The organism is Pseudomonas sp. PONIH3 (genome assembly GCF_002934345.1).
GTDB lineage: Bacteria > Pseudomonadota > Gammaproteobacteria > Pseudomonadales > Pseudomonadaceae > Aquipseudomonas > Aquipseudomonas soli.
This window is the reverse complement of sequence record NZ_CP026386.1, coordinates 594,935-614,270: the sequence shown is the minus strand read 5'-3', so window position 1 is coordinate 614,270 and position 19,336 is coordinate 594,935. Positions and strand designations below refer to the sequence as shown.

The 19,336-nt window shown below is 63.6% G+C and carries 15 protein-coding genes and 1 pseudogene; 10 read left to right on the top strand and 6 right to left on the bottom strand.

Annotated features, from left to right (window positions below):
* The first annotated feature begins 39 nt into the window (after positions 1-39).
* A complete protein-coding gene (locus C3F42_RS02815) occupies positions 40-1,176 on the top strand; it encodes an HlyD family secretion protein (RefSeq protein ID WP_094012118.1) in 1,137 nt (378 codons plus the stop codon).
* On the top strand, positions 1,166-2,674 hold the full coding sequence (locus C3F42_RS02810) for an MDR family MFS transporter (RefSeq protein WP_094012119.1): 1,509 nt from the start codon (positions 1,166-1,168) through the stop codon (positions 2,672-2,674). Before C3F42_RS02815 ends, C3F42_RS02810 begins: the two co-directional genes overlap by 11 nt.
* A gap of 3 nt (positions 2,675-2,677) precedes the next feature.
* Here C3F42_RS02810 and C3F42_RS02805 read toward each other — a convergent pair whose 3' ends face one another.
* The gene (locus C3F42_RS02805) at positions 2,678-3,283 is read right to left on the bottom strand and encodes an START domain-containing protein (protein WP_094012120.1); all 606 of its coding nucleotides are present in this window, start codon (positions 3,281-3,283) and stop codon (positions 2,678-2,680) included.
* Positions 3,284-3,363: 80 nt separating this feature from the next.
* Complete coding sequence (locus tag C3F42_RS02800; RefSeq protein ID WP_023630973.1) at positions 3,364-4,200, bottom strand: bifunctional allantoicase/(S)-ureidoglycine aminohydrolase; 837 nt, start codon at positions 4,198-4,200, stop codon at positions 3,364-3,366.
* Between the two features lie 235 nt (positions 4,201-4,435).
* Here C3F42_RS02800 and C3F42_RS02795 point away from each other — a divergent pair, with 235 nt between their 5' ends.
* Complete coding sequence (locus C3F42_RS02795) at positions 4,436-5,344, top strand: hypothetical protein (protein ID WP_094012121.1); 909 nt, start codon at positions 4,436-4,438, stop codon at positions 5,342-5,344.
* Positions 5,345-5,528: 184 nt separating this feature from the next.
* A complete protein-coding gene (locus tag C3F42_RS02790; RefSeq protein ID WP_038706062.1) occupies positions 5,529-7,100 on the top strand; it encodes a TerC family protein in 1,572 nt (523 codons plus the stop codon).
* On the opposite strand, the gene rarD is transcribed toward C3F42_RS02790, so the two are convergent.
* Both rarD and C3F42_RS02780 read right to left on the bottom strand, forming a co-directional pair.
* Positions 7,063-7,950, bottom strand: a complete 888-nt coding sequence (gene rarD, locus C3F42_RS02785; RefSeq protein ID WP_104443926.1) for an EamA family transporter RarD — start codon at positions 7,948-7,950, stop codon at positions 7,063-7,065. The genes C3F42_RS02790 and rarD overlap by 38 nt on opposite strands.
* Positions 7,951-7,984: 34 nt before the next feature.
* A pseudogene (locus tag C3F42_RS02780) lies at positions 7,985-9,566 on the bottom strand (EAL domain-containing protein).
* A gap of 314 nt (positions 9,567-9,880) precedes the next feature.
* Between C3F42_RS02780 and hppD the strand changes: the two are divergent.
* A complete protein-coding gene (hppD, locus tag C3F42_RS02775; protein WP_094012124.1) occupies positions 9,881-10,957 on the top strand; it encodes a 4-hydroxyphenylpyruvate dioxygenase in 1,077 nt (358 codons plus the stop codon).
* 90 nt (positions 10,958-11,047) lie between these two features.
* Here hppD and C3F42_RS02770 read toward each other — a convergent pair whose 3' ends face one another.
* On the bottom strand, positions 11,048-11,737 hold the full coding sequence (locus tag C3F42_RS02770) for a type 1 glutamine amidotransferase domain-containing protein (protein WP_094012125.1): 690 nt from the start codon (positions 11,735-11,737) through the stop codon (positions 11,048-11,050).
* 145 nt (positions 11,738-11,882) lie between these two features.
* On the opposite strand from C3F42_RS02770, the gene C3F42_RS02765 reads away from it, so the two are divergent.
* Positions 11,883-12,332, top strand: coding sequence for a nucleoside deaminase (locus C3F42_RS02765; RefSeq protein WP_094012126.1), 450 nt, complete (start codon positions 11,883-11,885; stop codon positions 12,330-12,332).
* A complete protein-coding gene (locus C3F42_RS02760) occupies positions 12,322-14,385 on the top strand; it encodes an ATP-binding protein (protein WP_177182938.1) in 2,064 nt (687 codons plus the stop codon). Before C3F42_RS02765 ends, C3F42_RS02760 begins: the two co-directional genes overlap by 11 nt.
* A gap of 9 nt (positions 14,386-14,394) precedes the next feature.
* Here the strand turns inward: C3F42_RS02760 and C3F42_RS02755 are convergent, their stop codons facing one another.
* The gene (locus C3F42_RS02755; RefSeq protein WP_094012127.1) at positions 14,395-15,450 is read right to left on the bottom strand and encodes a HEAT repeat domain-containing protein; all 1,056 of its coding nucleotides are present in this window, start codon (positions 15,448-15,450) and stop codon (positions 14,395-14,397) included.
* 248 nt (positions 15,451-15,698) lie between these two features.
* On the opposite strand from C3F42_RS02755, the gene C3F42_RS02750 reads away from it, so the two are divergent.
* The 3 genes from C3F42_RS02750 (at position 15,699) to tpx (ending at position 19,101) form a co-directional block, all read left to right on the top strand.
* Complete coding sequence (locus tag C3F42_RS02750; protein WP_094012128.1) at positions 15,699-16,898, top strand: amino acid aminotransferase; 1,200 nt, start codon at positions 15,699-15,701, stop codon at positions 16,896-16,898.
* A gap of 256 nt (positions 16,899-17,154) precedes the next feature.
* Positions 17,155-18,435, top strand: a complete 1,281-nt coding sequence (locus tag C3F42_RS02745) for a serine/threonine transporter (protein ID WP_094012129.1) — start codon at positions 17,155-17,157, stop codon at positions 18,433-18,435.
* 165 nt (positions 18,436-18,600) lie between these two features.
* A complete protein-coding gene (tpx, locus tag C3F42_RS02740; protein ID WP_094012130.1) occupies positions 18,601-19,101 on the top strand; it encodes a thiol peroxidase in 501 nt (166 codons plus the stop codon).
* Positions 19,102-19,336 lie beyond the last annotated feature (235 nt).

Sequence of the window (19,336 nt, the reverse complement as noted above, 5' to 3'; positions counted from 1 at the left end):
TCCGTAATCTGGCGCTCCCCCCACCGGATGGAGCCCAGCATGAACCAGGCGGTCAGCCCAGATCCCCAGCACACCCTCGAGCAAATTCGCGCCCGGCGCCGCCAGCGCCTGCTGCGCTTCGGCCTGGCCGGGGGCCTGGGTTTGCTGGTGGCGGCCTATGGCGCCTACTGGTGGCTCGACGGGCGTTTCCTGGAGCAGACCGACGATGCCTACGTGCGCGCTGACTGGGCGCCGATCAGTGCCCGGGTCAGTGGCTACGTGGCCGAGGTGGCAGTGGCGGACAACGCCACGGTCAAGGCCGGCGACCTGCTGGTACGCCTGGACGCGCGCGATTTTCGCGACCGCCTGCGCAAGGCCGAGGCGCACCTGGCGGTGAGTGAGGCGGCGTTGCAGGTGCAGCGTATGCGCCTGCGCGCTTTCGTCGCCGAGCAAGAAGAGCAGACCCACGCCATCGCCCGCGCCGATGCCGAACGCGGTGGTAGCCGAGGCGAGGCGCAGCGGGCCGAGGCCGACTGGCAGCGTTACCAGCACCTGGCGCAATGGCAAGCGGTCAGTGTGCAGCGGATGGAGCAGGCCCGCGCCACCCGCATCCAGTCTCAGGCGCTGCAGCGCGCCGCCGATGCCGAACTGGCCCGCCAGCACGCACGCAAGGCGATGCTGGAGCAGCAGGGCAAGCAGCTGGAGGCCGAGTTGCTGCAGCGCCAGGCCGACCTCGACCAGGCTGCCGCCGAGGCCGACCTGGCCCGCAGCGCCCTGGCCGACACCGAGATTCGCGCGCCCTTCGATGGTGTGGTAGGCCAGCGCAAGGTGCGCCAGCAGCAGTACGTCACCCCCGGCCTGCCGTTGCTGGCCGTGGTGCCGGTAGCGCAGGCGTACGTGGTCGCCAACTTCAAGGAAACCCAGCTGGCGCACATGCGTCCCGGCCAGGCGGTGACGCTGGAGGTCGATACCTTCGGCCAACACTGGCGCGGCACCGTGGACAGCGTCTCGCCAGGCTCCGGCGCCGTGTTCGCCTTGCTGCCGCCGGACAACGCCACCGGCAACTTCACCAAGATCGTCCAGCGCTTCCCGGTGCGTATCCAACTCGACCCAGAGGGCGATGACAGCCCACGGTTGCTGCCCGGCATGTCGGTGATCGCTACCGTCGACACCCGGCAGGCCCGCCATGAGCGCTGAGGACAAAGTCTCCCTGCGGGCCTGGGTGGCGGTGATCGGCGGCTTGTTCGGCTGCTTCATGGCTGGCATGAACGTGCATGTCACCAGCGCTGCCTTGCCCGAGATCGAGGGTGCGCTGGGAGCCAGCTTCGAGGAAGGGTCCTGGATCTCCACCGCCTACCTGGTGGCCGAGATCAGCATGATCCCGCTGACCGCCTGGCTGGTGCAGGTGTTCTCGCTGCGCCGGGTGATGCTGGTGGGCTCAGCGGTGTTCCTGGTCAGCTCGGTGAGCTGCGCCATGGCCGGCAGCCTGGAGGCGATGATCGCCTTGCGGGTGATCCAGGGCGCCTCGGGCGCGGTGCTGATCCCGTTGTCGATGCAACTGATCATTACCGAGCTGCCGGCCAGCCGCTTGGCCTTGGGGATGGCGCTGTTCAGCCTGTCCAACAGCGTGGCCCAGGCCGCCGGCCCGTCGATCGGAGGCTGGCTCACCGACATGTATTCCTGGCGCTGGATCTTCCTGCTGCAGTTGCCTCCAGGGGTGGCGCTGCTGGCGGCGGTGGCCTGGTCGATCAAGGGCCAGGCCGGTGACCGTAGCGCCCTGCGCCAGGCCGACTGGCTGGGTATCGCAGCCATGGCGCTGGGGCTGGGGGCATTACAGGTGGTGCTGGAGGAGGGTGGGCGCAAGGATTGGTTCGAATCGCGCTTCATCGTCGCTTTCAGCATCGTTGCTGTCATCGCCCTGGGCCTGTTCATTCAGCGTCAGCTGTGGGGGGGACGGCCGTTCATCAACCTGCGTTTGTTGGGCAGCTACAACTTCGGCGTGGCGAGCCTGGCCATGGCGGTGTTCGGCGCGGCCACCTTCGGCCTGGTGTTCCTGGTGCCCAACTACCTGTCGCTGGTGCAGGGCTACAGCGCCAGCGAGATCGGCAAGAGCCTGATCGCCTACGGCATGGTCCAGCTACTGCTGGCGCCGCTGCTGCCGCGCCTGATGCGCTGGCTCAACGCCAAGCTGCTGGTGGCCAGCGGCTTCGCCATCATGGCCCTGGGCTGTTGGCTGGGATCGACGCTGACAGTGGACTCGGGCAGTAATGTGATCATCCCCTCGACCGTGGTGCGTGGCATCGGCCAGCCGTTGATCATGGTGGCGCTGTCGGTGCTCGCGGTGAAGGGCCTGGACAAGGCCCAGGCCGGCTCGGCCTCGGCGCTGATCTCGATGCTGCGCAACCTCGGCGGCGCGCTGGGCACGGCGTTGCTGACGCAACTGGTGTCGCAGCGCGAGCGTTTTCATTCGGTGCGGGTCGGCGAAGGGCTGACGCTGTTCGACGGCGCGCTGCAACAGCGCCTGCCGGGTGGCATGGTCGACCCGCAGTCGCCGCAGGTCATGCAGACCCTGGCGTTGATAGACCAGAGCGTGCGCGAGCAGGCGTACCTGATGGCCTATTCGGATGCGTTCTACCTGTCGTGTGTGGCGCTGCTGGCCTGCGCCGCAGCGTCGCTGCTGCTGCGCAGCCGGTGAGCTTTACGGCTGGCGTTCGGCCACGGCGCGCAGGGTGCGCAGGGTGACCATCGGCGCATCCACCACGAAGCGGTTGGCCAGCCAACCCGGCACATCACCGGCCGGGTCGGCACGCAGCTGGTAGGTGACCTCGGTATCGCGCTCGCCCAAGGGGCGCATGATCCATTCGCCGCTGAGCCGGCGCACACGGATCAGCCCGGGTTCGGTCGGCACCCGCCCGGGCTCGGCGCTCAGGTGGCGCACCAGGGAGTCGTCGTCCAGGCGCTCGGTACGCACCTTGAGCACCATGTCCCTGGGCTTGGCCGGCCAGGGCAGGGCGGTGGTCAGGTAGACCCAGGTGGTATCGCCGTCCACTTCCAGCAGACGCATGTCGGCGCAGGCGTACAGCCATTTGCAGGCCACGCGCAGGTTTTCCTGCAGGTCGCTCAAGGTACGGACGCTAGCCTTGATCCGGGCGACGCCGCGAAATTGCTGGTAGGCCGAACCGTTGACGCTTGCCAGGTAGACATCGATGCCGTTTTCCTGATGCGCGAGTTGCCAGTCGTCTGCCCACGGCAACGCGCCCGGCAACAGGAGCAGCAGGGCAAGTAGAGGGCGATGGAAGGTCATGGCGGGAGGCCGGGAAGGGGCGGTCCGCTCAGTATGGCTCAAGACTGCAGGAGCGGCGGGCTGCCGCTCCTGCAAGGTCATCAACGCTGCGGGTTGAGCGTCAGGTGCACGTGACGGTTGACGTCCTTGTACAGCAGGTAGCTGAACGGGCCCGGGCCGCCGGAGTAGCAAGCTTGCGGGCAGAAGGCGCGCAGCCACATGAAGTCACCGGCCTCGACCTCGACCCAGTCCTGGTTCAGGCGGTACACCGCCTTGCCTTCCAGAACGTACAGGCCGTGTTCCATGACGTGGGTCTCGGCGAACGGGATCACGCCGCCGGGCTGGAAGGTCACGATGTTCACGTGCATGTCGTGGCGCATGTCGGCCATGTCGACGAAACGGGTGGTCTTCCACGCGCCTTCGGTGCCCGGCATCTCGATGACGGTGGCATTGTCGCGGTGGGTGACGAAAGACTCGGGTACCGGCAGGCCCTCGACTTTCTGGTAGTGCTTGCGCAGCCAGTGGAAGGTGACGTTGGCCTTGCTGTTGTTGCGCAGGCTCCAGTCGGCGCCGGGTGCGAGGAAGGCATAGCCGCCCGGCACGAGGGTGTGGTGCTTGCCTTCGACGGTTACGTCGATCTCGCCTTCGACCACGAACAGCACCGCTTCGGCGTTCGGGTCCAGTTCAGGACGCTCGCTGCCGCCTTCGGGGGCGACTTCGACGATGTACTGAGAGAAGGTCTCGGCGAAACCGGTCAGTGGGCGGGCGATTACCCACATGCGCATCTTGTCCCAGAACGGCAAGTGGCTGGTGACGATGTCACGCATCACGCCCTTGGGGATCACGGCATAGGCTTCAGTGAACATGGCACGGTCAGTCAGCAGCTCGGTCTGAGCCGGGTGCCCACCGTGGGGGGCGAAGTAGGAAGGTTTCGACATGAACGGTCTCGACTTTGTTGTTCTCTCCCCATGCCTTGGACCACACCGGCCGGTGCGTGCAGGGGATGCCGGGACAGCATAGGGGGCGAGCGCTGTCATCCACAAATTAAATGTTGAAATACACGGTATCCATTTCTTGAATGACATGTGTAGAGAATCGCCTGGAAATCGTGGCGTCGACATTTTTTTCACATCACCTTGCTAGCATCGCCCGCACTTTCCAGGAGCCGACTTGATGATGCATGTGCTACGCAAACGCGGTGTTCGCCTCGCCCTGGCGTCCTCCACGGGCCTGGTGGCCTGTGCCTTGGGCTTTTTCGCCTGGCAGACCTTCTACCCGGTGCAGGCCGCCGAGGGCTGGAACGTGCAGGTACTGCACAACTCGGTGACCCGGGCCGCTTCGCTGCTGCCTCAGGCCGACGGCAGCCTGCTGGTCAGCCGCGAGCTCAACGGCGGCAAGGGCAGCATCCTGCGCATTACTGCCGAGGGGGACCGGATGGTAGTGCTCGAAGGCTTGTCCAAGCCGGACGGCATGGTCGCCGTCGACGGTGGCTGGGCGTTCAGCCAGGAGGTCGGCGGGGCACCGGTCAGCATGTCGCGCGATGGCCAGGTCAGTCAGCTGTTCGACGGTAACAATGTGCAGGGGTTGTATAACGATGGCCTGCACCTCTACGCCATTGAGGACCGCAAGGGGGATGGCCGATTGATGCGTTATGACTGGCAGAGCGGCGAGCTTGATGTGTTGCGTTCGGGGCTTACCGAAACCGAGGGCCTGACCCGTTGCGCCGACGGGCGCCTGCTGTATACCGAAAAGGCCACCGGCAAGATTCGTGCGCTGAGCGAAGGCGGAAATGACCCGGTGGTGATCGAAGGTCTGCGCAACCCGACCTTCCTGCTCTGCGACCAGCGCGGGCTGTGGATCAGCGAGGATTCGAGCCATCGTGCGCGGCTGTTGCGTATCGATGGTGACGGTACGCGCCGCACGGTTCTCAGCTACTTGAAGGCGCCGCAGGCCATCGTCCCGGATGGCAAGGGCGGATACCTGCTCGCCGAGGGCGGCCGCGACCGGGTGCTGCGCCTGACGCCACCGGCCAAGGCCAAGACTGCGCAGGCCGAAGCCTCGCCGCGGGTGCCTGAAGCCTGAGTCATACCCCTTACAGCTTTTGTAATAGTTTTGCGCTATCGGAAAATTCTGCTTCGATTGTAGGATCGTCGTCCCTAATTGTTATCAAGGTCCCTATGAGCACCTTCGCGGAGCCCCCCAGTCCTTGGCCGTCCCGGCCATCCTTCCCCCGTCCTCGTGACGCATCCCCAGTGAGTACCTGCTAATGGAATGGCTAGCCGACCCCACGGCCTGGCTGGGCCTGTTGACGCTTATCGTCCTCGAGCTGGTGCTGGGTATCGACAACCTGGTGTTCATCGCCATCCTTGCCGACAAGCTGCCGCCACACCAGCGCGACCGTGCGCGGGTGATCGGCCTGTCGCTGGCGCTGATCATGCGCCTTGGCCTGCTGGCCAGCATCTCGTGGATGGTGACCCTTACCGCGCCGCTGATCGAGGTGTTTGGCAAGACCTTCTCCGGCCGCGACCTGATCATGCTGTTCGGTGGTGTGTTCCTGTTGTTCAAGGCCACCATGGAGCTGCACGAACGCCTCGAGGGCCATGTTGCCCAGAGCGGCGGCGTGACCCGCCATGCCGCGTTCTGGCCGATCGTGGCGCAGATCGTCGTGCTGGATGCGGTGTTCTCTCTGGATGCGGTGATCACGGCCGTGGGCATGGTCGAGCATCTGTCGGTGATGATGATCGCGGTGATCTTCTCCATCGGCATCATGATCGTTGCCAGCAAGCCGTTGACCCGTTTCGTCAACGCCCACCCGACAGTGATCATGCTGTGCCTGGGCTTCCTGATGATGATCGGCTTCAGCCTCACCGCCGAAGGCCTGGGCTTCCATATCCCCAAAGGCTACCTGTACGCGGCCATCGGCTTCTCGTTGCTGATCGAGCTGTTCAATCAGCTGGCCCGTGCCCGCCGCAAGCGCAGCGTGCAGCAGCACCGGCCGCTGCGTGAGCGTACCGCCCATGCCGTGCTGCGCCTGATGGGCGGGCGCCGGGTCGAGGCTGACGAGGTGGGCGAGGAAATCGCCGACCTGGTCGAGGGTGGCGAAGAACAGGTGGTGTTCGACCGTCGTGAGCGGGTGATGATCAGCGGTGTGCTGAACCTGGCCGAGCGGCCGATCCGCACGGTGATGACGGCACGCGCCAAGGTCGATGCCATCGACCTGTCACAGCCGGCCGAGGCGATTACCCAGGCATTGGTCAATTCGCCATACTCGCGCCTGCCACTGATCCGTGACGGCCATATCGAGGAACCGCTGGGCTTCGTGCACAAGAAAGAGCTCCTCAAGGAACTGCTGTCCGGTAGCCAGCCCGACCTGCAAGCCTTGGCTCGCGCGCCACTGAACCTGTTGGAAAGCTTCAGCATTCTCAACGCCCTGGAGCAGATGCGCGGGCAGTCGACGCACATTGCCTTCGTGGTCAACGAGTTCGGTGACTTCACCGGGGTGTTGACCATGACCGACATTCTCGAGTCGATTGCCGGCGAGCTGCCGGACGCGAGCGAGGTGGAAGGACCGGGGGTGATCGAGGAGGCAGGCAGCTTTGTTGTCAGCGGCGCCTTGAACCTGGCCCAGGTCCAGGCGCGCACCGGTTTTGCCGCCCGTGCCACCGAGGATTACCAGACCCTGGCGGGCCTGGTCATGAGCCTGCTGGACCGCTTGCCGGTGGTGGGTGATCACCTGGCCTGGAATGGCTGGACCATGACCGTGGTGGCGGTGGAGGAGCGCCGGGTCCGGCAGGTTCGCCTTACACCGAACGGCGACGCTGGCGCAGCAGGTGCTTGAAGCCTTCGAGCACCAGCACCAGCACGGCGGCCCAGATCGGCAGGTAGGTCAGCCACTGGTCGGGGCCGATGGTCTCGCCCAGTAACAAGGCCACGCCGACCAGCAACACCGGCTCGACGTAGCTGAGCAGGCCGAACAGGCTGAACGGCAGCAGGCGGCTAGCCAGTACGTAGGCGATCAGGGCGCAGGCGCTGATCGCCCCGAGCAACGGGATCAGGCCGTACAGCCCTGGATGTTCGGCCAGATCGGTTGTCGATAGCGGGCCCTGGACGACGAAATACAAGGCCCAGGGAAGTAGAAGGCACATGTCGCACCACAGGCCGCCCAGGTGGTCGGTGCGGCAACGCCGCCGCAGGACGAAATAGATCGGGTAGCCGATCATCACCAGCAGGGTTTCCCAGGCGAAGCTGCCGTGCTGGTAAAGTTCGTGGCCAACTCCCAGCGCGGCAAAGCTCACTGCGACCTTCTGCAGGCGCGACAGGCGTTCGCCATAGACCACCCGCCCGGTCAGCACCATGGCCAGCGGCAGCAGGAAGTAGCCCATCGATACCTCCAGGCTGCGCCCGTGCAGCGGGGCCCAGAGGAACAGCCACAACTGCACGCCCATCAACCACGATGTGCCGACCATGCCGAGCAACAGCAATGGTGTGCGGCGCACCCGCCCGAACAGCTCACCGACCCGCTGCCAGTCCCTGGATGCCAGCATGAACTGCGTCAGGCAGGGCAGAGTCAGTAGGGTCCGCCAGCCGAAGATTTCCTCGCCATCCAGGGGCTTCAGGAAGGAGGTATAGAAGTACATCACGGCGAACAGACAGGACGCCATGACCGACGAAACAATGCCTTTTGACACGAATGCCTCGAAAACGGGTAAGTGAGCGGGTAGATCAGCCGCGCATGATCTCAGGGGGACCGCGTTGCGGCAACAGGAGCGGCCAGGGCCAGCAGCAGCTCGCTGGCGGGCATGGGCCGGGCGAACAGGTAACCTTGCTGGAAGTCCACGCCATGGCGCGCCAGATAGTCGCGCTGCACCTCGGTTTCGACACCTTCGGCGACGATGCCCAGGGCCAGCTTGGCGGACAGCTCGATGATGGTGTCGAGAATGTGCTGCGACAGGGCGTCACCTCCGATCATGGCGACGAAGCTCTGGTCGATCTTCAGGTAGTCGACATTGAACTGGCGCAAGTAGTTGAGGCTTGACTGACCAGTACCGAAATCGTCCAGGGCGATCATCACCCCCATTGCGTGCAGTTTTTCGAACAGGTCGAGGGTGACCGGGGTGGGCTCGATCAGCTTGCGCTCGGTCAGTTCCAGGGTCAGCACCACGCGGCCAGGCGGGAAGTGCTGGAGGAAGGTCTGACAGTCATCGAGCAGGCCCAGGTCACGGCAGTGGTCGGCGGTGATGTTGATGCCGATGTGAAACCCGTCCTCGAGCAACGCCGCATGCGGAGCCAGGGTCTGGGCCGTGCGCAGCATCAAGCTGCGGGTCATGGCGACGATCTGGCCGCTGTGCTCGGCGTAGGGTATGAACAGGTCGGGGCGCACCAGGCCCTCGCGTGGGTGTTGCCAGCGCATCAGGACCTCGACACCGGCCCATCGGTAATCACCCTTGCGCACCACCGGCTGGAAGTAGGGCAGGAACTCTTCGGCGTCCAAGGCCCGGTCCAGTTCGCTGCGCGATGAGCTGGCGCGGCGGATCTGCCAACGACAGGACGCGCCTGCCGCCACGCCCAGTATCAGCAACAGGCTCAGCAGAGCGGGGTAGCGCGAGCGCATCAATGCGGCTCGCTTGCCCACGTCATATCCAGCGTGCACGTCGAATGGATAGCGAGTGGACGCATACTGGGTAGCGGCGATGGCCGCGACCGGCGGCTTGCCGTTGTGAACCTGGCCATCACTGCCAATCCAGTGATTGCCAACATGCACCTTGACCTGGTTGTCCGCGCCGATCAGGTGTAGCGCGGTCAGCAGGTGCCGGCCATCGACTGTGGTAATCGCTCCCCGATCGCCGTGTTCCTGCTGGCTGGCCCGATAGACCAGCAGTGCATGCCCCGGGGTGACCGAGTTGCCATTCATCAGCCATAGCTGCCCGTTGGTGTAGTCCCTGGCATTCACTGGTTCGTCGAAATCACCGTATAGCGAGGTGCAATACAACCGGTTGTGATCGAACAGGTTGGTCGAACGCACGAAAGCATTGCGGGTAAGCTCGATGCGCAGTTCCAGTTGCACCTCGTCGCAAGGTTGTCCGGCCTTGGGGAGCAACCGATGTGCGGTTGTGGCCAGGCTGTCCAGGATCTCTTCAATATGGCTGGCTACTTCCTTGGCCGTGGCCAGGCTATCGGCCTGCAGTTCCTGGTCGGTCTGCCAGCGCATCACGGCCAGCCCACAGAGGAGCGGCACCACACCCACCCCCCAGGGCAGCAGGGCGCGCCAGCTCCAGCGGGCAGGGCGTTTGGCGGTCAAGGGCATGGCGCGTGGGGACCTTCTATGCAACGGTATGGTGAGGCAAAGGATAGCCGTTTGTCGGAACAACCTGCGAACTAAAGCGCGACAAACAAATTTACGCACTGTAGAATTGAGTTACGAATACAACAATAAGGTTCTCCGCCTCCCGGGGAATCAAGCCCGCCGAGAATGGGTCCATATGACATACCATGGGTTCAAGCTGATCATTGGTGACTTCCTGGCCCGCAGCGTGCGCGGGATCCCATGCTCACCACCACGCCATCTCCACATCGCAAGCCTGTAATCAACCGTTTTTCGCTGCAGATGAGGACACCAAAATGGCAGATATCTTCGAAAACCCGATGGGCCTGGAAGGCTTTGAATTCATTGAGCTCGCCTCGCCGACCCCCGGCGTGCTGGAGCCAGTATTCCAGATCCTCGGTTTCACCAAGGTGGCTACCCACCGTTCAAAGGATGTGCACCTGTATCGTCAGGGCGGTATCAACCTGATACTGAACAACGAACCGAAGAGCGTAGCCTCGTATTTCGCCGCCGAGCATGGTCCCTCGGTGTGCGGCATGGCCTTCCGCGTTCGCAACGCCCATGAAGCCTATGCTCGCGCGCTGGAGCTGGGTGCCCAACCAGTGGAAATCGAGACCGGCCCGATGGAGCTGCGCCTGCCGGCGATCAAAGGTATCGGTGGCGCGCCGCTGTACCTGATCGACCGTTATGAAGAGGGCAGTTCGATTTATGACATCGACTTCAAGTTCATCGAAGGTGTAGACCGCAATCCGGTCGGCGCGGGCCTGAAGATCATCGATCACCTCACCCATAACGTCTATCGCGGGCGCATGGCTTACTGGGCTGGCTTCTACGAGAAGCTGTTCAACTTCCGCGAGATCCGTTACTTCGATATCAAGGGCGAGTACACCGGCCTGACCTCCAAGGCGATGACCGCCCCAGACGGCATGATCCGCATCCCGCTCAACGAGGAATCGTCCAAAGGGGCGGGGCAGATCGAAGAGTTCCTGATGCAATTCAACGGTGAGGGTATCCAGCACGTTGCCTTCCTCACCGACGACCTGCTCAAGACCTGGGACGCGCTAAAAGGTTTCGGCATGCGCTTCATGACGGCGCCGCCGCAGACCTACTACGAGATGCTCGAGGAGCGCCTGCCAGGGCATGGCGAGCCGGTCGATCAGTTGCAGGCCCGTGGCATCCTGCTGGACGGTGCTTCCGAGGCTGGCGACAAGCGGCTGTTGCTGCAGATCTTCTCCGAGACGCTGCTGGGCCCGGTGTTCTTTGAGTTCATCCAGCGCAAGGGTGACGACGGCTTCGGTGAAGGCAACTTCAAGGCGCTGTTCGAGTCGATCGAGCGTGACCAGGTGCGTCGCGGCGTGTTGAGCACCGAGTAATCGGCCGAGCACACCATCGCGGGGCAAGCCCGCTTCCACACCGGAAGGTGGCGGGAGCGGGCTTGCCCCGCGCTAAGTTGTGGCGAACGTTCATTGTTGCCTGTTCAGGTAGCGGATCACCGCTTCGGCTACCTTGGTGCTTGATGCCGGATTCTGCCCGGTGATCAAGCTACCGTCCTCCACCACATAGGGCGCCCACGGGTCATCCGCCTTGCTGTACTCGCCACCGCGAGCACCCAGTTCGTTCTCGGTGAGAAACGGCACCACCTTGTCCAGCTCAACCAGTTTTTCTTCGGTATTGGAAAAGCCGGTGACCCTGCGCCCTTTGAGCAGCAAGCTGTTGTCGCCGAGCTTGATATTGAGCAGTCCCACTACTCCATGGCACACCGCGGCGACCGCGCCGCCGCGCTCATGGATCCGCCGTGTCAGCTCCTGCAATGGCTGGTTGTCGGGGAAGTCCCACATCACGCCGTGGCCACCGGTGTAGTAGATCGCGCTGTACTGGTCGGCCTTGACCTGGCCGGGGCTCAAGGTGGCGCCAAGGCGGTTCATGAACGCCTTGTCGTTGTACCATTGCCAGTCCAGGTCCGGCGCCATCTGCAGGCTGTGGGGGTCGATCGGTACATAGCCGCCCGCCGGGCTGACATAGTCGACGGTAAAACCCGCTTTTTGCACTGCGTCGACAAAGTGCACGGCCTCTCCCAGCCACAATCCTGTGGCGCGCTTGATATCGGGATACTTGGCGGTATTGGTCAGCACGATCAGGAGTTTCTTGTTCATGTGCGCATGCCCGTCGAATCCATGGGAAAACGTTTGGCCAGCAAGATCAAAAGCCATTTGAGCATAGCCCTCGCCACGCAATGCGCCATGGGCACGGGCGCTGTGCTAGGCTGCTGCAAAAGTCGACGTACTACCGGGAGATGCCATGGATCAGGACACTTCCATATTTATGCAGGCCGCCATCGACGAGGCCCGCAAGGGACTCGAGGAGGGCGGCATTCCGATCGGCTCGGTACTGGTGCACGAGGGCAGGATCATCGGCCGTGGCCACAATCGCCGCGTACAGCAGGGCAGTGCCATCCTGCATGGCGAGATGGATGCCCTGGAGAATGCCGGTCGGCAGCCAGCCCGGGTTTACCAGCAGGCCACCCTCTATACCACCTTGTCGCCCTGTGCCATGTGCAGCGGCGCAATCCTGCTGTACGGCATCAAGCATGTGATCATCGGCGAGAACGTCACCTTCATGGGCGAAGAGCAGTTGCTCGGCGACCGTGGCGTGCGCCTCGAGGTGCATGACGATGAAACCTGCAAGGCGCTGATGCGCCGGTTCATCGAAGCCAACCCAGAGCTGTGGAACGAAGATATTGGCCGCTGACCTGCACACCCAAGGCGCAGATATCCAGGTAATCCACCTGGCACCACCGTCGTCTTCTCTGGCCGAGGTGGGCAGGCCCATCGCCGGCTTCGACTGGAGCGCGACGCCGTTGGGGGCGTTGACCTCCTGGCCGCCTACCCTGCGCATCGCTGTAGACATGGTACTGATGTCTCCCTTTCCCTGTGCGCTGGCATGGGGCTCTGCCCTGACGGTCATCCACAATGACGCCTATCGGGTCTTGCTGGGCGGCGCAGCCGACCACCAGGGGCGTGCCTTCGACGCGCTCTGGGAGCAGTCATGGGAGAGTATGGGGGCAAGCGTATTCAAGGTGTTGCAGGGCCAGGGCAGCCTGATCGAGGATGCCCCGTTGGCAGTGTATCGAGAGGGTATCACTGGCAAGGCCTGGGTCTCTGGCTGCTTCTCGCCTATTCGTGACGACGGTGGTGCGGTTGCCGGGTTTCTCCACGCGCTGTTCGAGACCACTGCCAGTGTCGGGGCCTGCCACGAATGGCGCGAGCTGGCGCAATCCTTCGATGCGCGCCTGGCGCAGTACCTGGCCGATCCTGAACATACCTGGCAGCTGTCGCCTGATGTGATGCTGATGCTCGACGCCGACCTGCGCGTGCGCACGGCCAACCCTGCTTGGCATCGGCTGCTGGGTTGGGATGAGGCTGCGCCGATGCAAATGGCGCTCCCCGACCTGTTCCATCCCGCGGACCGTACCGAAGCGCAGTTGACGCTGATGGCGCTTGTGCAGGGACACGCCGCGCCGCCCTTCGAGGGTCGGGTTCGCCATAGCGACGGTCATTACTGCTGGTTCCGTTGGACTGGCAGTGCCCACCAGCTGTTGCCGACGCTGGTGGGGAGGAACATCACCGCTGACCGCCATGAGGTCCAGCGTCTGGCTGAGGCGGCGGTGCGTGATAGCCAGCGCATGGAAGGGGTTGTGAAGGTGGCGGGTGGGCTGGCACACGAAATGAATAACGTACTGTCGGGAGTCGGCAGTAGCCTGGAGCTGCTCGAACGACGCCTCGCCCAGGGACGAATGGAACGGGTGGATGAATATGTGCGAATGGCACGGGAGTGTGCCCAGCGCGCTATTGGCCTGACCCAGAACTTGCTGGCGTTTGCCCGGAGCCAGCCATTGGCGCCGAATCCGCTGAGCATCAACCGGCTGTTGGAGGAAGCGGAGCCCATACTACGCCAGACCTTGGGCGCCGAGATGACCTTGAATATGCAACTGGATGTGGCGCCTTGGCCCTTGCAGGTCGATCCGGATACCTTGCGTAACGCGCTTCTGCACTTGTGCAGTAATGCACGCGATGCCTGCCTGGGTGAAGGCAACCTGACGATCCATACCGCCAACGAGCGGCTGGAGATGCCCAGCGAAGGGCCGGAAGCCTTGCCGCCGGGGGACTACGTCACGCTGCAGGTCGAGGACGATGGGCATGGCATGAGTCGTCAGGACCTGGCAAGGGTGTTTGAGCCGTTCTACACCACCAAGCCCTTGGGGCAGGGAGCCGGCCTGGGGCTACCTATGGTGCATGGTTTCGTACAGCAGTCCGGCGGCCAGATGTGGATTGAGTCGGCGATCGACCAGGGTACCAGGGTCGTCATGATGTTCCCCCGCTATCAGGGGACGTTGCCGGACAGCATCGCTCATGATGCGACGCCGCGACAGATGCAGAGTGAACGGTTGTTGCTGGTCGATGATGAAAGCAACCTGCGTGGCCTGATGAAGGAGGCGCTGGTTGATTACGGTTTCGAGGTGTGCGACGTGCCTGATGCCAACAGCGCGTTAGGGCAATTCAGGCATGGCGGCCCGTTCGACCTGGTGATAACCGATATCGGCCTGCCGGGTGGGTTCAGCGGTCGTCAGGTAGCCAGGGCACTGCGCATGATGAAGCCAGAACAGAAGATCCTGTTCATCACCGGGTATACCGCCGAGCCGGTGGAACAGTCCCTGCTTGACGAACCGGGCACGGCATTGATGTTCAAGCCGTTTTCGTTGCAGATGCTGGTAGAGCAGATTCAGAGGATGTTGCAGGCCTGAAGCCGGCGATCACAGCCCCTGCTGCAAGTAGGGGTCGTCCGGGTTCTGCCGCTCAAGTTCGGCCAGCAGCACCTGGACATTCTGCAACTGTCCGGTTTCCTTCCAGTACTCGATCAGTAGTACCCGGGCCTGGCGGTTGGCGGGTTGACGGTTGAGCACGGTCTCCAGCTGTTTCTGCGCGGCATCGAGCTGGTCCAACTGATGCAGAGTGATGGCCAGCGTATAACGGTACTCGGTGTTTTCCGGTTCCAGTTCGACCGCCCGGGAAAGTGCCAGCAGGGCATATTCCTGTTGTTCGTGGCGGGTCAGCCACAGCCCCAGTTCATACTGCAAGAAGGCGGAGTCAGGGCGTAGCGCCAGCGCCTTGGCGAGTACCTCGCGGGAGGCGTCATGCTGGCCCTGCTGCTCCAGCAAGCGGACTTGCGTGGCCAGGGCGTCCAGGCCTTCTGGGGCCACAGCCAGGCTGCGCCGCAGGGCCTGTGTGGCGGCGTCATAGGCTTGTTCGTGCATGTAGAGCCGGGCTAGGTGCAGCTGTGCGGCGGCGTCGTCAGGCTGTTGTTCCAGGGCCTGTTCGTACTGTTCCAGAGCCGTCTGCAAGGGCCCGAAGTACAGGCCGATGGCGTCCGGGTCCAGGCCCAGCAGCGCATCCACCGCGGCGAAGCGCACACTCTGCTCGTCATCCTCCAATAACGGCCCCAGAACCAGGCTGCGCTGGGCGGCCGGCAACAGGCGACGGATGCTGCCGATGGCAGCCCGACGTACCAACGGATCGGCGTGCTCGAGGCCCATGCTGGCCAGTTTCAAGGCCTGTGGCGAAGGGTAGTTGGGCAATTCGGCATACAACGCGGCGCGGCGGATGGGGGGCAGGTCGTCGCGTTGCAACTGCTGGTACAACACCCGCGCGGCGCCCGGCAGGCCATCATGTGCCTGGCGCAGGGCCTTGGCGTAACTGTGGGGTGGCAGGCTGGGCGGTGCGGGTTGCCGGTCACGCCACAGATAGCCGATCGCAACGGGCAGTACAAGCAGAAGTAACAGGGCGATCAGGAGGAGGCGGTGTCTGGGCATCTCGCGGTCCGTGGTGGCGGTATCGCAGAGCTTGGGGCAGACAGGTAGCAAATGCAATGATCAGGGTACGATCCCGGGGCAGCGCCGAGTTGCAGGTTCAGCAGCACGTGGACAAGCTGTGTGCTGTCGGCGTGCTTTGCAAGCGTGCAGGGACTGCTTGCATTTCGGTGATGTTCCTCGTGGCGCTCTGCGGGTATCCTCGCCTGAGCCTTTCCTGAACTGTCCTGATTTCCAAGGAGCTGCACGCTGTGTTCAAACATGTCGATGCCTATGCCGGCGACCCGATCCTCTCGTTGATGGAAACCTTCAAGGCCGACCCGCGGGCCGCCAAGGTCAACCTGAGTATCGGCCTGTACTACGACGAAGCCGGCGTGGTGCCGCAGCTGGCGGCGGTGGCCGAGGTGGAGAAACGCCTGGCCGGCCAGCCCCATGAAGCCTCGCTGTACCTGCCGATGGAAGGCCTGGCCGCCTACCGCCAGGCGATCCAGGCGCTGCTGTTCGGCGCCGAGCACCCGGCCGTCGCCGCTGGCCGCGTGGCCACCGTGCAGACCGTCGGCGGCTCGGGCGCGCTGAAAGTCGGTGCCGACTTCCTCAAGCGTTACTTCCCAGGCTCCGAGGTGTGGGTGAGCAACCCGACCTGGGACAACCACCGGGCAATCTTCGAAGGCGCGGGCTTCAAGGTGCACACCTACCCGTACTTCGACCCGGACACCCGCGGCCTCGACTTCGCCGGCATGCTGGCCAGCCTGCAGGCCTTGCCGCAGAACAGCGTGGTCCTGCTGCATCCGTGCTGCCACAACCCCACCGGCGTCGACCTGGACCAGCAGCAGTGGCAACAGGTGGTAGAGGTGGTCAAGGCGCGCCAGTTGATCCCGTTCCTCGATATCGCCTACCAGGGCTTCGGCGAAGGCCTGGTCGAAGACGCCTATGCGATCCGCGAAATGGCCCGTGCCGGCGTGCCTTGCCTGGTCAGCAACTCGTTCTCGAAGATCTTCTCGCTGTACGGCGAGCGGGTAGGGGGCCTGTCGGTGGTCTGTGATGATGCCGCCACCGCTTCCAGCGTGCTTGGCCAGCTCAAGGCCACTGTGCGCCGCAACTACTCCAGCCCGCCCGCTTTCGGCGCCCAGCTGGTGGCCGGCGTGCTAGGTGACGCTGCGCTCAACGCGCAATGGGCCGCAGAGGTGGAGGTAATGCGCAAGCGCATCCTCGACATGCGCCAGGGCCTGGTCGACCTGCTCGGCGAGCTGCTGCCAGGCCAGGACTTCCAGTTCTTCCTGCGCCAGCGGGGCATGTTCAGCTATACCGGTTTCAGCGTGGAACAAGTGCGTCGGCTGCGTGAAGAGTTTGGCGTGTACCTGATCGACAGCGGCCGGGTATGCATGTCCGGGCTGCGCCCGGCCAACCTGCGTCAAGTGGCCGAGGCATTTGCCGCCGTGCACAAGGGCTGACATCGGCGCTGGCCGAACTGGCTTTACCGCGGGGCAAGTCGCATCGGCGCACCGAAGCGACTTGCCCCGCGGTAGTTTTTGCAACCCGAAATCCTGCTTTCTTGTACATACAAGTGCAACCGTCCCTCGGGCGGGGCTTCCCCAAGTGCAACCTTTGCATGCACAATCGCGCCCCTCTTCCCCGGTTGAGTTGGGCGAATCGTCTATTTCGCCATTCTCAGCCTGTTGCAGTCTTGCGAGTGGAGCTTCACCCGGAATGAATGAGCAGGCCCCAAGCGTTGAACAACGCTTTGCAGAATCGACCCCCGCCACCCTCGGCAGCTGGTCGCGTCAAGACACCACCTGGATGCTGGGCCTGTTCGGCACGGCCATCGGCGCCGGAACCCTGTTCCTGCCCATCAACGCCGGCCTTGGCGGTTTCTGGCCGCTGCTGGTCCTGGCTTTGCTGGCTTTCCCCATGACCTACTTCGCTCATCGCGGGCTGACCCGTTTCGTGCTGTCGGGCAGCAAGGGCGGTGATATCACCGACGTGGTCGAGGAACATTTCGGCATCACCGCCGGTGCGCTGATCACCGTCTTGTACTTCTTCGCCATCTTCCCGATCCTGCTGATCTACAGCGTGGCGCTGACCAACACCGTCAGCAGCTTCATGGAGCACCAGCTGCATATCGCGCCGCCGCCGCGGGCAATCCTGTCGTTCGTGCTGATCCTCGGCCTGCTGGCCATCGTGCGCTGCGGCGAACAGGCCACGGTCAAGGTCATGAGCCTGCTGGTGTATCCGTTCATCGTCGCCCTGGCTTTGCTGGCCCTCTACCTGGTGCCGCACTGGACCGGCGGCATCCTTGACACCGCTACCCAGGTGCCGTCCGGCTCGGCCTTCCTGCACACCGTGTGGCTGGCCATTCCGGTGATGGTGTTCTCGTTCAACCACTCGCCGATCATCTCGGCCTTTGCCGTTGATCAGAAGCGCCGCTACGCCGAGCACGCCGACGAGCGCAGCGGCCAGATCCTGCGCCGCGCCCACCTGCTGATGGTGCTGATGGTGCTGTTCTTCGTGTTCAGCTGCGTGCTGACCCTGAGCAGCGCCCAGCTGGCTGAAGCCAAGGCGCAGAACCTGTCGATCCTGTCCTACCTGGCCAACCACTTCGAGCAGCCGGCCATCGCTTTCGCCGCGCCACTGATCGCCTTCATCGCCATCGCCAAGTCGTTCCTGGGCCACTACATCGGTGCCAGCGAAGGCCTCAAGGGCATGATCGTCAAGACCGGCATGCGCCCGGGCGCCAAGGCCCTGGACCGCATCGTCGCCGCACTGATGCTGGTGGTGTGCTGGATCGTCGCCACCCTCAACCCGAGCATCCTGGGCATGATTGAATCGCTCGGCGGTCCGATCATCGCCGTGCTGCTGTTCCTGATGCCGATGTATGCCATCCGCCGCGTGCCGTCGATGCGCAAGTACAGCGGTGCGCTGTCCAACGTGTTCGTGGTGGTGGTCGGCCTGGTGGCCTTGACCTCGGTGGTTTACGGCCTGCTGGCCTGATGCATTTCTGAATGCGGTGTGCCCGGGTGGCTTGTCGCGATCCGGGCATTTTTTTGTCCACAAGAATTGTCTGGCAATGCAACAATTTCATGTTTGGTTATAGGCACTTGCGCGTCTTCATGCTTAACTCGAGGTCTTTTTCCAAACCCGCAAAGGATTTCCGTCATGGCTCAAGTGACTCTCAAAGGCAACCCGGTTCAAGTCAAAGGCGAGCTGCCGAAAGCTGGCGCCCAGGCACCTGCCTTCTCCCTGGTGGCTGGCAACCTGGCCGATACGTCGCTGAAAGACTTTGCCGGCAAGCGCAAGGTGCTGAACATCTTCCCAAGCGTCGATACCCCGACCTGCGCCACCTCGGTGCGCAAGTTCAACGCTCAGGCCAACGACGTGGCCAACACCGTGGTGCTGTGCATCTCCGCCGACCTGCCGTTCGCCCAGGCGCGCTTCTGCGGCGCTGAAGGCCTGGAGAACGTGAAGAACCTGTCGACCCTGCGTGGCCGCGAGTTCCTGGAAAACTACGGCGTGGCCATCGTCGATGGCCCGCTGGCCGGCCTGGCCGCTCGCGCCGTGGTGGTGCTGGACGAAAACGACAAGGTGCTGCACAGCGAGCTGGTGGGCGAAATCGCCGACGAGCCGAACTACGATGCGGCACTGGCTGTCTTGAAGTAACGCCACGCGCCCGTTTGGGCGGCGTGGGAGCGGGCTTGACCCGCGATTGCACGTTGAAGGCAGACGTCATAGCCTGATACGACGCCATTGCGATGCTAGCCCGCTCTCACTGGCGGGTTACACCCTGTTACGGCCTGGACCCTGTTCCAGGCCGTTTTCATTTAAAGTTCACCCCTTTGCCAACGTCAGCCGAAGGTAAAGCACTGGTAAAGCCCCTTTGCTAAAACGATGCCAG

What these genes read in the sequence shown, in the direction of transcription:
- C3F42_RS02815 (WP_094012118.1), top strand. Translation starts at nt 40, where the DNA reads ATGAACCAGGCGGTCAGCCCAGATCCCCAGCACACCCTCGAGCAAATT.
- C3F42_RS02810 (WP_094012119.1), top strand. Translation starts at nt 1,166, where the DNA reads ATGAGCGCTGAGGACAAAGTCTCCCTGCGGGCCTGGGTGGCGGTGATC.
- C3F42_RS02805 (WP_094012120.1), bottom strand. Translation starts at nt 3,283, where the DNA reads ATGACCTTCCATCGCCCTCTACTTGCCCTGCTGCTCCTGTTGCCGGGC.
- C3F42_RS02800 (WP_023630973.1), bottom strand. Translation starts at nt 4,200, where the DNA reads ATGTCGAAACCTTCCTACTTCGCCCCCCACGGTGGGCACCCGGCTCAG.
- C3F42_RS02795 (WP_094012121.1), top strand. Translation starts at nt 4,436, where the DNA reads ATGATGCATGTGCTACGCAAACGCGGTGTTCGCCTCGCCCTGGCGTCC.
- C3F42_RS02790 (WP_038706062.1), top strand. Translation starts at nt 5,529, where the DNA reads ATGGAATGGCTAGCCGACCCCACGGCCTGGCTGGGCCTGTTGACGCTT.
- hppD (WP_094012124.1), top strand. Translation starts at nt 9,881, where the DNA reads ATGGCAGATATCTTCGAAAACCCGATGGGCCTGGAAGGCTTTGAATTC.
- C3F42_RS02770 (WP_094012125.1), bottom strand. Translation starts at nt 11,737, where the DNA reads ATGAACAAGAAACTCCTGATCGTGCTGACCAATACCGCCAAGTATCCC.
- C3F42_RS02765 (WP_094012126.1), top strand. Translation starts at nt 11,883, where the DNA reads ATGGATCAGGACACTTCCATATTTATGCAGGCCGCCATCGACGAGGCC.
- C3F42_RS02755 (WP_094012127.1), bottom strand. Translation starts at nt 15,450, where the DNA reads ATGCCCAGACACCGCCTCCTCCTGATCGCCCTGTTACTTCTGCTTGTA.
- C3F42_RS02745 (WP_094012129.1), top strand. Translation starts at nt 17,155, where the DNA reads ATGAATGAGCAGGCCCCAAGCGTTGAACAACGCTTTGCAGAATCGACC.
- tpx (WP_094012130.1), top strand. Translation starts at nt 18,601, where the DNA reads ATGGCTCAAGTGACTCTCAAAGGCAACCCGGTTCAAGTCAAAGGCGAG.